Source organism: Niallia oryzisoli (genome assembly GCF_043641075.1).
Lineage (GTDB): Bacteria > Bacillota > Bacilli > Bacillales > Cytobacillaceae > Bacillus_BD > Bacillus_BD oryzisoli_A.
In genome coordinates this window covers 20,954-33,573 of the sequence record NZ_JBHZRC010000005.1, presented here as the reverse complement: position 1 = coordinate 33,573, position 12,620 = coordinate 20,954, and the positions used below count along the sequence as shown (strand labels likewise).

General features: G+C 40.8%; 8 protein-coding genes and 1 pseudogene. All 9 read right to left on the bottom strand.

All coding sequences use genetic code 11. The features are described from left to right. Positions 1-7: 7 nt before the first annotated feature. The 9 genes and pseudogenes from gatA to ltrA all read right to left on the bottom strand — a co-directional run bounded on the left by gatA (position 8) and on the right by ltrA (position 12,317). Entirely contained in the window at positions 8-1,465 is a 1,458-nt protein-coding gene (gene gatA, locus ACHUFV_RS15695) for an Asp-tRNA(Asn)/Glu-tRNA(Gln) amidotransferase subunit GatA (protein WP_394235739.1), read from the bottom strand. A gap of 14 nt (positions 1,466-1,479) precedes the next feature. Beyond that, complete coding sequence (gatC, locus tag ACHUFV_RS15690; protein WP_394235738.1) at positions 1,480-1,770, bottom strand: Asp-tRNA(Asn)/Glu-tRNA(Gln) amidotransferase subunit GatC; 291 nt, start codon at positions 1,768-1,770, stop codon at positions 1,480-1,482. A 117-nt stretch (positions 1,771-1,887) separates the two neighbouring features. Next, positions 1,888-2,325: a YueI family protein gene (locus ACHUFV_RS15685; RefSeq protein ID WP_394235736.1), complete on the bottom strand. Its 438-nt coding sequence runs from the start codon at positions 2,323-2,325 to the stop codon at positions 1,888-1,890. 135 nt (positions 2,326-2,460) lie between these two features. Beyond that, a complete protein-coding gene (aceA, locus tag ACHUFV_RS15680) occupies positions 2,461-3,741 on the bottom strand; it encodes an isocitrate lyase (RefSeq protein WP_394235734.1) in 1,281 nt (426 codons plus the stop codon). 167 nt (positions 3,742-3,908) lie between these two features. Further along, positions 3,909-5,504 carry a malate synthase A gene (gene aceB / locus ACHUFV_RS15675; protein ID WP_394235732.1) on the bottom strand — a complete coding sequence of 532 codons (1,596 nt, stop codon included), beginning with the start codon at positions 5,502-5,504 and terminating at the stop codon, positions 3,909-3,911. 220 nt (positions 5,505-5,724) lie between these two features. Continuing rightward, the gene (locus ACHUFV_RS15670; RefSeq protein ID WP_394235730.1) at positions 5,725-6,894 is read right to left on the bottom strand and encodes a CamS family sex pheromone protein; all 1,170 of its coding nucleotides are present in this window, start codon (positions 6,892-6,894) and stop codon (positions 5,725-5,727) included. A 12-nt stretch (positions 6,895-6,906) separates the two neighbouring features. Further along, the gene (ligA, locus tag ACHUFV_RS15665; RefSeq protein WP_394235728.1) at positions 6,907-8,913 is read right to left on the bottom strand and encodes an NAD-dependent DNA ligase LigA; all 2,007 of its coding nucleotides are present in this window, start codon (positions 8,911-8,913) and stop codon (positions 6,907-6,909) included. Positions 8,914-8,945: 32 nt separating this feature from the next. Beyond that, a pseudogene (locus ACHUFV_RS15660) lies at positions 8,946-10,481 on the bottom strand (3'-5' exonuclease); the annotation flags it as partial. A gap of 96 nt (positions 10,482-10,577) precedes the next feature. After that, entirely contained in the window at positions 10,578-12,317 is a 1,740-nt protein-coding gene (gene ltrA, locus ACHUFV_RS15655; RefSeq protein ID WP_394235726.1) for a group II intron reverse transcriptase/maturase, read from the bottom strand. Between the last annotated feature and the right edge of the window lie 303 nt (positions 12,318-12,620).

Below are 12,620 nucleotides of genomic sequence, written 5' to 3'. Positions count from 1 at the left end.
TCCCCCCTTACAGTGCAGGCTTTTGCTTATGATAATCTGTTGCCTGCTCATACGCATGGGCAACGCGGTAAACGGTACTTTCATCAAAATGCTTTCCAATAATCTGCAATCCTAGCGGCATTCCATTACTAAATCCACAAGGAACAGAAATTCCCGGCACTCCTGCCAGGTTAACAGGAATCGTTAAAATATCATTGATATACATGGTTAATGGATCAGAGATCTTTGAACCAATTGAGAAAGCAGGTGTTGGTGTAGTCGGCCCTACAATAACATCATATTTTTCAAATACATCTTCGAAATCCTTCTTAATCAACGTACGAGCTTTCTGTGCTTTTTTATAATAAGCATCATAATACCCGGAGCTTAATGCAAAGGTTCCAAGCATGATACGACGCTTAACCTCATCGCCAAATCCCTCTGCTCTTGTATTCTTATACAAGTCTATCAGCGTTTCAGCGTTTGGTGAACGATAGCCGTAGCGGACACCGTCAAAGCGGGACAGGTTGGCTGATGCTTCAGAGGATGAAAGTAAATAGTAAGTAGCTAAAGCATACTTAGAATGAGGCAGTGACACTTCTTCCCAAACCGCACCCTGCTTTTCTAATACTTTCAATGCATCTAAAACAGATTGACGTACTTCTTCTTCAACACCCTCACCTAAGTATTCCTTAGGCACAGCAATTCTTAATCCCTTAACATCGCCTGTTAATGCTTGGACAAAATTTGGTACTTCAACATTTGCTGAAGTAGAATCCATCGGATCAAGACCGGAAATAGCCTGAAGTAAGTACGCATTATCTTCAACGTTTCTCGTAATTGGACCAATTTGATCTAATGAAGAGGCAAATGCCACTAAACCGAATCGGGATACACGGCCATATGTCGGCTTTAATCCTACAACACCACAGAAGGAAGCCGGTTGTCTAATGGAACCGCCTGTATCGGAACCCAATGAAAAAGGCACTTCTCCAGCTGCAACAGCTGCCGCAGAGCCACCTGATGAGCCTCCTGGAACCTTTTCTAGATTCCATGGGTTAAAGGTCTTTTGGAATCCAGAGTTTTCATTGGAAGAACCCATTGCAAATTCATCCATATTTAATTTACCGATTGTAATCGTTTCTGCTTTATGTAAATGATCAACTACCGTTGCATTGTAGATAGGGTCAAAGTTTTCAAGAATCTTGCTGGCGCAGGTTGTACGTAAATCCTTTGTCACAATATTATCCTTCACGCCGATTGGCATCCCAAACAGCAATCCTTTAGATTCGTCTGTCCCTATTTTATTATCTAGACTTTTCGCCGTTTCCCGGGCTCTTTCCTCATCTAACGTTAAAAAGGCCTGTACCTTGTCATCTACTTCTTGAATTCGTTTATACGATTCATCGACAAGATCAGACACTGTAATTTCTTTTTTATGTAGCAGCTCATGTAGATCTGATACTTTATGATCAAACAAACTCACAGGGCCTCTCCTCCTTACTCAATAATGGCTGGTACTTTTATTTGTCCGTATTCATGGGCTGGAGCATTTTTCAATACTTCTTCAACCGGCAGACCAGGCTTTGCTATATCCTCACGCATAACATTTTTCATATCTAATACGTGTGAAGTTGGCTCTACATTGTCAGTGTCAAGTTCATTCAGCTGTTCAGCAAAGGTAATAATGGCACCTAGCTGTTCAGCAAACTTTTCAGCCTCTTCATCAGTAATCCCAAGTCTTGCTAAATTCGCCACATGCTTCACTTCATCAATTGTAATTTTTGTCAATTTGGTCACCTCCTACAGTATTCGAACAATCACACAATAATTTGATAATATCAAACTTTAGTATGCTAAACAAGAGTGTCAGGCCTGCTTATTAGACAATACCTGACACTTTTTTTATTATGGGATTAGTTTTTTAAAAAAGGAAAATACTCCCTTTTTCTCTTCCTGCACCTCTGTAAAGGCTGGTTTTCTTGTGACTAGAATATTTTCTTTATTAACAGCATCTGAATGAGCAAGAATTAAGCCAATATCCGTGTTATGCTCATTGTTGGTCACTATAGTGAACTCAATGTTATTTTGATTGGCCTTTTTAATATATTTCGATAAATAGCTGTAATCGATATGTCCATTTAAATATAGATGTGTTTGCGGATGCTCCTTCATTTCCTGCTCCACATCGCTGTAAATCTCCTCTTCCATTACCTGCCCCTGTGTTAGGGCAACTTCGATTCTTTCACGTAATGTCCCTAGGTACTTTCTTCTTTCATCGGGATTCGTCTCCTTTGGACCATGAATGCCTTGCTGAAGATACTCTTCAACGTCTGGTTTCGGCATTTGCCACACCTCCTTGACTAATGAACCTACTATTATGTATGTTTCTAATTCTCTACAAGTGAATAATATCAGCTTTTCCATCCTCAAATCAAAAAATCCCCTCTTCGGATAAAAGAGGGGATTGCATGGACAACTTTATTTAGAGTTAAACTGCTCGGCTTCTGTTGAACCTTTTAGAGCCGTTGTAGATGACTGTCCGCCTGTAACAATCATTGAAACCTGGTCGAAATAGCCTGTTCCTACTTCCCTTTGATGTCTTGTAGCCGTATAGCCGTATTGCTCGCTGCCGAATTCTGCCTGCTGTAATGCAGAGTATGCTGCCATACCATAATCACGATAGCCGCGTGCTAGTTCAAACATGCTGTGATTCAACGCATGGAAGCCTGCAAGTGTAACAAACTGGAATTTATAGCCCATTTTACCAAGCTCCTTCTGGAACTCTGCAATGGTTTGCTTATCAAGCTTTTGCTCCCAGTTAAAGGATGGTGAACAGTTATAAGCTAACGGTTTGCCTGGGTATTTCTCGTGAATTGCCTGAGCAAATCGTCTTGCTTCTTCAAGGTTCGGTTCAGATGTCTCACACCAAACCAGATCGGCATACGGTGCATATGCAAGCCCACGTGCGATGGCCTGATCTAAGCCAGCCTTTGTGCGGAAGAACCCTTCTGATGTTCTCTCCCCTGTAATAAACGGTGCATCATATGGATCCACATCACTTGTAATTAAATCTGCTGCATTTGCATCTGTACGGGCCACGAGAATCGTCGGAACACCCATTACATCTGCCGCAAGACGAGCTGCAACTAAATTTCGAACCGCTGTTTGAGTCGGAAGTAGTACCTTCCCGCCTAAATGGCCGCATTTTTTCTCAGAGGAGAGCTGATCCTCAAAATGAACTCCTGCTGCGCCGGCTTCAATCATACTCTTCATTAATTCAAAGCAGTTCAACTGTCCGCCAAAGCCTGCTTCAGCATCCGCCATGATTGGTGCGAACCAATCAATTCTTCTATCGCCTTCTACATGATGAATTTGGTCTGCACGCTGGAGAGCCTGATTGATACGCTTTACTACATGCGGTACACTGTTTGCCGGATATAAGCTTTGGTCAGGATACATATGCCCGGAAAGGTTTGCATCTGCTGCAACCTGCCAGCCACTTAAATAGATAGCCTTAAGGCCTGCCTTTACCTGTTGGACAGCCTGATTACCAGTCAAAGCACCAAGTGCAGCAACATAATCCTCTTCATTGATCATTTTCCAAAGCTTCTCTGCACCTCGTCTTGCCAATGTATGTTCGATATCAATCGAACCTCTCAGCTTAATAACTTCCTCGGCTGTATATGGTCTTTTAATCCCTTTCCATCTTTCTTCATTTCTCCAGCTTTCTTTTAATTGTTGAACACGATTTTGTACCATCTACAAACATCTCCTTTGTTCATACAGAATAGATTCAAAATTCATCACATAGAGAACGACGAGTATGTTTTCCTATGAATCTACTAATCTATTGACCAAAATGTATACTTTTTATAGAATGAATTAATAGAAATATTAACTTTATAACGAACGGTCGTTCAAAAAAATCACTCTAAAATTTCATAACCAGGTAAGGTTAGAAAATCCACAAATTCATCTCTAAGAATCAGCCTATCAAATAATTGAATCGCTTCATTGAAACGGCCATTTTGATAGGCCTCTGCACCGATTTCTGATTTGACGTTTTCCAGCTCTTCTGTTTTTAATCTTTCATACATCTCTGCTGTTACTTTTCTTCCATCATCCAATACACCCTTTGGATGACGAATCCATTGCCAAACCTGTGCTCTACTAATTTCAGCGGTTGCAGCGTCTTCCATTAAATGATAGAGCGGTGCTGCACCTCTACCACATAACCAGGAAGCGATATATTGAATACCGACTTTGATATTCATGCGTAACCCAGCTTCAGTAATCGTTCCCGTTGGCACAGCCAATAAATGGCTTGCATTCACCTTAATCGATTGCTGCTTTGATGAATGTATTTGGTTAGCTTCAGGCATTTCACGATTAAATACCTCCATCGCTACTGGTACTAAGCCTGGATGTGCTACCCATGTTCCATCATGACCATCACGTGCTTCACGTTCTTTATCGGCACGAACCTTCGCAAATGCTTCCTCATTTGCTCTTGGATTCCCGCTGACCGGAATTTGTGCAGCCATTCCGCCAATGGCCGGAGCCTTTCTTCGATGACAGGTTTGAATCGTTAATAAAGAATAGGATCTCATAAATGGAACAGTCATTGTGACCTGTGAGCGATCAGGTAAAATAACATGATCCTGATTACGCAGCTTTTTCAAATAACTGAAAATATAATCCCATCTTCCGCAATTCAAGCCCGCTGAGTGGTCCCTCAGTTCATAGAGAATTTCGTCCATTTCAAAGGCAGCCATGATGGTTTCAATTAATACCGTTGCCTTGATGGTACCTTGCGGGATATTCAGATAATCCTGTGCAAAGACGAAGACATCATTCCACAATCTTGCTTCATGGTGGCTTTCAAGCTTCGGAAGATAAAAATATGGACCCGTACCCCGTTCGATTAGCTGCTTTGCATTATGGAAAAAGTACAAGCCAAAATCAAGAAGACTTCCGGAAATAGGCTGGCCGTCTAAAAGAATATTCTTTTCCTCTAAATGGAATCCCCTTGGGCGTACCAGAAGCACGGCGGTTTGTTCCTTTAATTTGTATTCTTTTCCGGCAGGATTATGAAAAGAAATTGTTCTCCTTACGGCATCTCGTAGGTTAATCTGCCCTTCAATCATATTTCTCCATGTCGGAGCAGTGGCATCCTCGCAATCCGCCATGAAGACTTTAGCACCGGAATTGAGAGCATTGATAATCATCTTTCGATCGGTTGGTCCGGTTATTTCCACACGTCGGTCTTGAAGATCCTTCGGAAGCGGCCGAATGGTCCAATCTCCATTTCGAATATGAGCGGTTTCAGGCAGAAAATCTGGCAGCTTTCCTTGATCAATCTCCTTTTGCCTTACTTGTCTTTGTTTAAGCAGCTCCTTACGCCGTTTACCGAATCTCTCTTCCAACTGCTCGATAAAACTTAATGCATCTGGAGATAAGATCGTCTCATAGCCCGGCAATAATTTTCCGACAATTTGAATTCCAACCTTTTGTGTGGACATATTAATGAATCCCCTCCCTGTTATAAAACATTCATCGTCCTCTGTACAGTATTATATAACAGAATTTTCGAAAATGTATAACTTTTTAAAAATTTAGCAAATATACTTTTCGACAAAGTCCTATACTAGAGATAGGCAGCTGCCAACGATGAACGTAGACTCACTTTTTTCACCAACGAAAAAAGATAGAGAAACGCTTGTCTCTCTATCTTATTACGCTTTAATGATAAATATGAACAAAAGGCTCTTTTTGATCTACGTCTTTCACAATTAACGCTTCCGGTCCATTTACAGAGGAAATATTCACTTGAACGGAAATGTAATCCGGAAAATGCTCCATCACTTTCCCCGTAACAAACTGTGTAAAGCCAATCCCTTCCGATTTACCATAAAACTGGATTGGGATATCAATATTTAATTCCTGTAAATGCCCACCTGCATAAAAGGCCCTTCCTACTACCCCGTTAAAGTTTGGAAAATACGTCTCCACGTCCTGTTTAAAATTAGAGAAGGAAGTAGCATCATCCCTATGCTGCTCTGTGGCTTCACTGGATGGAAATAGGATGTACTTCTCATCAATCGCCTTCCAGTCTCCTAATTCAGAGCTCCCTTTCCCAGCAGTTGAATAAGTGAAAAAGTTGCCCGGCACGACAGATGTTCTTTTTTCCTGCTGGAACAAGGCAATCGTAATCGGCACCTCTTTCAATCCATCGATTTTTCGTAATCGTTTAACGACTTCTTCCGCTATCTTCTTTCCTTCAGTTTCCATTGTTTCCTTCGAAATTTTTGTTTCAAATGTTGCACCATATTGTTCCTTTTGATAATAGTGTATTGAATTCATGGCAAGTCCAATCACTACGCCGCCAAGACTTACCTTGCCATTATCACCTTTTACCAGGTAATTATGCTCTAAAATATGTGCCAAATAAATGGGGCTCTTTTCGTTTCTTTCCTCAATGCTCCCCTGCTCATCATCAATTGGATTCAAACCGATATTCTGTGATTCCTTCAATTCTTTTGCTTCCAATTGCGCTGGAGTAAACTTACGATTCAACCACAATCTTACCGTATCAGCCTTTAAGTATTGTCCTTCTTGAAACAAATACTTATCAGGATCAAACGTATTATGAGCTACTCTCATCAATCCCGTCTCAAACTCATTCAGATCATATTTCGAATTCAAATTATTTACGACTAATCCACGAGCCTCTGATGATTTAAAAGGTAAAATCGTCCGATAATAATCATCAGAAATTTTATACTTAGGAATAATCGCTTTCTCATCTGATTCCTTCTGATCCTGTACAACCTCTTCTTGTTTTTGGAAGTTGGGTGCACAGCCTGATAATAACAAGACTGAAAAGAGAGCTATACTTAAGACTTTCCTCACGTATAACACCTCTTATTTCGATAATTCTTCAACCAGTCTCTCCTCATTCCACACCGTGATGCCTAAGTCTTCCGCTTTCTTTAGCTTCGAGCCTGCATCTTCACCGGCAATCACTAAATCTGTCTTTTTACTCACACTCCCAGCTACATTTCCGCCAAGTGCTTCAATCTTTTCTTTCGCTTCATTTCTTGTCAAATCGACTAATTTTCCAGTTAACACGATTGTTTTACCGAAAAAGAAAGAGTCACTTTCTTCACTTGCAATCGGTTTTGCACCCGTATACTTCATATTTATTTCTAATTCTTTTAACTCTTGAAGGAGCTCTTGGACCTCCTCCTGTTCAAAGAAAGTAACAATGGAATCGGCCATTTTTTCACCGATTTCATTAATAGCTGTTAATTCTTCACGGGATGCTTGCGATAGTCTGTCCATTTCCTCAAATTGCTGCGCCAGTGTTTTCGCTGCTTTGGCACCAACATGGCGGATTCCTAAGCCAAATAGCAGCTTCTCAAGTGAGTTGGATTTCGATGCCGCAATCGCGGCCAGCAAATTCGTTACTGACTTTTCGCCCATCCGCTCTAATCCAAGTAATTGCTCCTTCGTTAATTTATATAAATCTGCAACATCTTGAATTAATTCTTCAGCAAATAACTGACTGATGACTCTTTCACCAAGACCATCAATATTCATCGCATTTCGTGAAACAAAGTGAATTAACCCCTCACGGATTTGCGCCGGACATTTCGGATTGATGCAGCGAAGCGCCACTTCACCCTCGATGCGAACAAGCTCACTGTCACATTCTGGACAATGGGTAGGCATATGAAATTCCTTTTCTTCACCTGTTCTTCTTTCCGGCAAAACATTAACCACTTCCGGAATGATATCACCGGCTTTTTTCACTACGACCTGATCCCCGATTTTTATGTCCTTTTCACGAATCAAATCCTCGTTATGAAGGGATGCCCTTTGCACGGTTGTACCGGCTACTTTTACAGGACTTAAGATAGCCGTTGGTGTAATCACCCCGGTCCGTCCTACATTTAGTTCAATATCAAGTAAAGTCGTTACAACCTCCTCTGCCGGAAACTTGTAGGCAATGGCCCAGCGCGGGCTTTTTGCAGTAGTACCAAGCTCCTCCTGCTGGGACAGGGAGTCGACCTTTATAACAATCCCGTCAATCTCATATGGCAAATTCGGCCGTTTTTCACCCCAGCCTGCTATATACTGCAACACTTCCTCAATATTCGCGCAGGTTTTCCGTTCCTTATTGGTTTTGAATCCAAGCTGATCAAGCCAATCGAGACCTTCACTATGAGATTCTACTCTGGTATCTCCTGTATTGGCAATCGAATATAAGAAAATATCCAAATTTCTTGAAGCTGCGATTTTCGGATCAAGCTGACGCAGAGAACCAGCCGCTGCATTTCTTGGGTTTGCAAATAATTCTTCGCCATTTTCTTCTCTTAGCTCATTCAATCTAAGAAATGAACGCTTTGGCATAAAAGCTTCACCGCGTACCTCCAATGTAACCGGCTCTTTGAGACGAAGCGGGATGGAGCGAATCGTTTTCAAATTTGCTGTAATATCCTCACCAACCGTTCCATCACCTCGGGTTGCGCCTTGTAGGAAAAGACCGTTCTCATACTTTAAGGAAATTGCTAACCCATCAATTTTCAGCTCACATACATATGAGTATTGATCGCCGACAGCCTGGCGCACTTTTCGGTCAAAATCACGTAAATCTTCTTCATTAAAGGCATTTCCTAGACTTAGCATCGGACTGTCATGTGTCACTTTATGAAACATGTCAATAACCTGTCCCCCGACACGCTGTGTAGGCGAATCGGGGGTAACAAGCGCCGGAAATTCCTCTTCAAGCTTCCCTAATTCCTTCAATAGCTGATCGTATTCTGCATCTGGAACAGATGGCTTATCAAGAACATAATATTCATAGTTATATTGATTTAACTGACTGCGTAATTCATTTATCTTTTTTTCCGCTGTTTGAAGATCCATATTTGCTTCTTTTCCTCCAAACTTAAATAGTCTTATGCCTTCTTAATCGGGGCAAACTTAGCCAATAGCCTCTTAATACCAGTTGGGCTTGGGAAAGCAATATCGAGCTCCGTACCGTCGCCGCTGCCTTTGACACTAACGACCGTGCCGGTTCCCCATTTTCCATGCTGGGCCTTATCCCCAACCTTCCATTGAACGTCATTTCCGCCTGTGTCCGTTACGGCAGGCCTCATGACCGCCTTACGCTGCGACTGAAGTCTCGTTCCACCTGCTCCTGTACTTGGAGAGAATGAAGTCTTTTTGGCCGGCTCCAGTCCTTCCAATAATTCCACAGGAATTTCCTTAATAAAACGAGATGGAGGATTCATGTTGGTTCGTCCAAATAAGGTTCTCATTTTGGCATTGGTTAGAAATAACTGCTGTTCCGCCCTTGTCACCCCAACATACATCAACCGCCGTTCTTCTTCCATTTCAGCTTCTTCCATTAGTGAACGACTGTGCGGGAACACGCCCTCTTCCAGTCCAATTAAGAACACAACAGGGAATTCCAATCCTTTTGCTGAGTGAAGGGTCATCAGCACAACTGCATCTGTCTGTTCTCCATCATCATCAAGCCTATCAATATCTGCCACCAATGCAAGGTCCGTTAAAAAGCCGACTAAGCTTTTATCATCATTATTTTCCTCAAAGTTTTTCGTAACGGAGAGGAACTCGTCTATATTTTCCAGCCTGCTTTGGGCTTCAATTGATTTCTCTGCCTGAAGCATTTCACGGTAGCCTATTTTTTCTAGAACCTCTTCTACGAGCTCCGTTACCGACAAATACTCCTGCATATTTGAGAAATTATTAACTAAATCTCTAAATTCTGCTGTTGCTTTAGTGATTTTAGGGCTTAATCCCATTAGTTCAACAGAATCAAGGGCTTTGTGAATCGATAGATCATAACTCCCAGCAAAGTTAGCCATTTTATCAAAGGAGCTTGAACCAATGCCCCGCTTCGGAACATTGATAATTCTTTGCAAACTGATATCATCATCAGGGTTTGCAATCAAGCGAAGATACGCAAGAATATCTTTAATTTCCTTACGATCGTAGAACTTTGTGCCTCCTACAATCGTATATTCAATATTCGACTTGAGTAATGCTTCCTCCATTACACGTGACTGCGCATTGGTCCGATAAAGAATAGCGATTTCCGACCACTTACGATTTTCCTTTTGCGCTAGTTCCTTCATCTTACCGACAACAAACTGTGCTTCTCCCTGTTCACTGTCTGCACGATAATATTGGATTTTATTCCCCTCTGGATTATCCGTCCAAAGATTCTTTTCTTTCCGGTTCATATTGTTGGCAATAACCTTATTAGCCGCCTGCAGAATATTCTTCGTTGAGCGGTAATTTTGTTCCAGCAGAATGACCTGTGCTCTTGGATAATCCTTTTCAAAGGAAAGGATATTCGCAATATCCGCTCCACGCCAACGATAGATGGATTGATCCGAATCACCGACAACACACAGGTTCTGGAATCTGGAAGCTAATAATTTAACTAATAAATATTGGGATTTATTGGGTTGCGATAGGTAAGAGTTTGAAGTCATCTCCGTCTTTTCCCCCGCTTAGCACCGTACGTGAGACTTTCACCTCATACGGCGCCCCATCAACTACTAGCTCGTTACATTATCTATTGCACAGTTTTCAACTCGTTTACGAAGAGCGTTAACTTTACTCAATTGATCTCCCTCTAGATTTAGTACCGAAAGATATTTGATAATAGTCTTCTCGTTTACTGCGTGGATAAGCTTATGAACTTCCTTGGTTATAAATACAAGGTTGTTGTAAGCATCACTTCCACCCTTAACCTTTGGCTTTTTATGGTGTAATTCCATTTCTCCTATTTCTAAATCCCTTCCAGTTATCGCACATTTACCTAACTGAGCGATATACCTGGATATCCGATTGTCGTTGTATTTCATACTCTCGGATTTAATTGGGTTCTCCATAAGATAATGTACCATGAAGGGTGGTACAGCTTCTTGACTGTTATGAATCAAGAGCCTGCCTTCAGCAGTATAACTATTCTTTTCTTGAGTGAAGTTTAATGGGCTTTTATGCTTTACCCCATCTATTGGAAACAATATCATTCCACACACAAAGTTTTTCTTTTTGTTCAAGTAATCTTTGTATGTCTTTTTAAAGTAGGAAGTGATAAGTCCATTTTTGCTCTTTACTTTTTTGAGTTTGTTATACAGGATTCGTTTGACTGAGTATGAGATTTCGCTGAAATCCTTTGTTGTGTGAGTCGCATGTCGATAGTAGTTGTGCATACCTAGAACCGTTGAGTTGAATTTAGTGACTTCTGCTTTACTCTGAAGTCTTCGAATAAATTCAGCTTTCGTTTTGATTTTCTCAACTACATTACGCTTTGATTTGTCCGACATGTGTGATTTAACAACACGCTTTTTACCCTTTTGAATTACTTTGAACTTAAAACCTAGAAATTCAGAGTAATTCTTGCGTAAGTTGACTACTTTCGATTTTTCATGATTAATCTCTAAGCCTAATCTTTCTTTCAACCACTTTTTAACCGCTTCGAACACTGTAAATGCTGTTTTGTGGTCTCGACAGAAAATTTTGAAGTCATCTGCATATCGTACAATAAACATTTCCTTCAAATTGGAATAATTTCTTAGGGTTCGGTATTTACCAGTTTCGTCAACTCTCATTTTACCGCTAATTACACGTTCTCTCGTATAATTCCGTTTTGTTTTAAATGTTTCCCACTGATTACTAATCCACCAATCGAATTCATTTAGAACTACGTTTGAAAGTAACGGTGAAATAATTCCGCCCTGCGGAGTTCCTTTTGTCGGAACACCTATTCCTTTGATTTCAGCTTTGAGTAACTTACTTATGATTGAAAGTATTCTTTTATCCCTAATCCCTAATGACCAGAGTTGTTTTAGCAATTTACCATGGTCAACGTTATCAAAGAAGCCTTTAATATCAACATCTACAACATAATGTAGTTTGTTTTTATTAGCTAGTGTGACCGCTCTTGAAAATGCATGCAGCGTTCCACGGTTTGGGCGAAAACCATAACTATGTTTGTGGAACTTTGCTTCACATATTGGCTCTAATACCTGTTTAAGACACTGCTGTATAAGTCTATCTTCGATTGTTGGTATTCCGAGCAGTCTAACTCCACCATTTGGTTTTGGGATTTCCTTACGTTTTACCTTATGAGGTTTGTAATCCTCTAGGCGGTTCTTTACATATTGTACAAGTTTATCCGGACTCCTGAGACCTATATTGAATATAGTATTTTGATTCACTCCAGACGTTTTACTTCCCTTGTTTTTCTTTATGTTGCGAAAAGCAAGTTTTACATTAGCTGGGTTTATCACTAACTCATAAAGTTTCGTGAAGGAGTACCCTTCAGAGCTTTGTTGATATAACTTGTCAAATACGTCTTGCGTGTTGTACTACTCATTGTTTCTCAGCTTTTGTGACTTTAACTTCTTCGGCTTTTCATTGGTATCAGTCAATTACTCACCTCATTCACATACCATATTGGTTTGTGATTTCAGCTTTCATTTCTCTTAGTCATACGCGAACCTGAACTTCTGTGTTAATAATGTCGTCTTCTAACAGTTGACTAATGGCTATCCCTCCACTGTTTGTTATCACAGTTTCATTGGTACTATGCC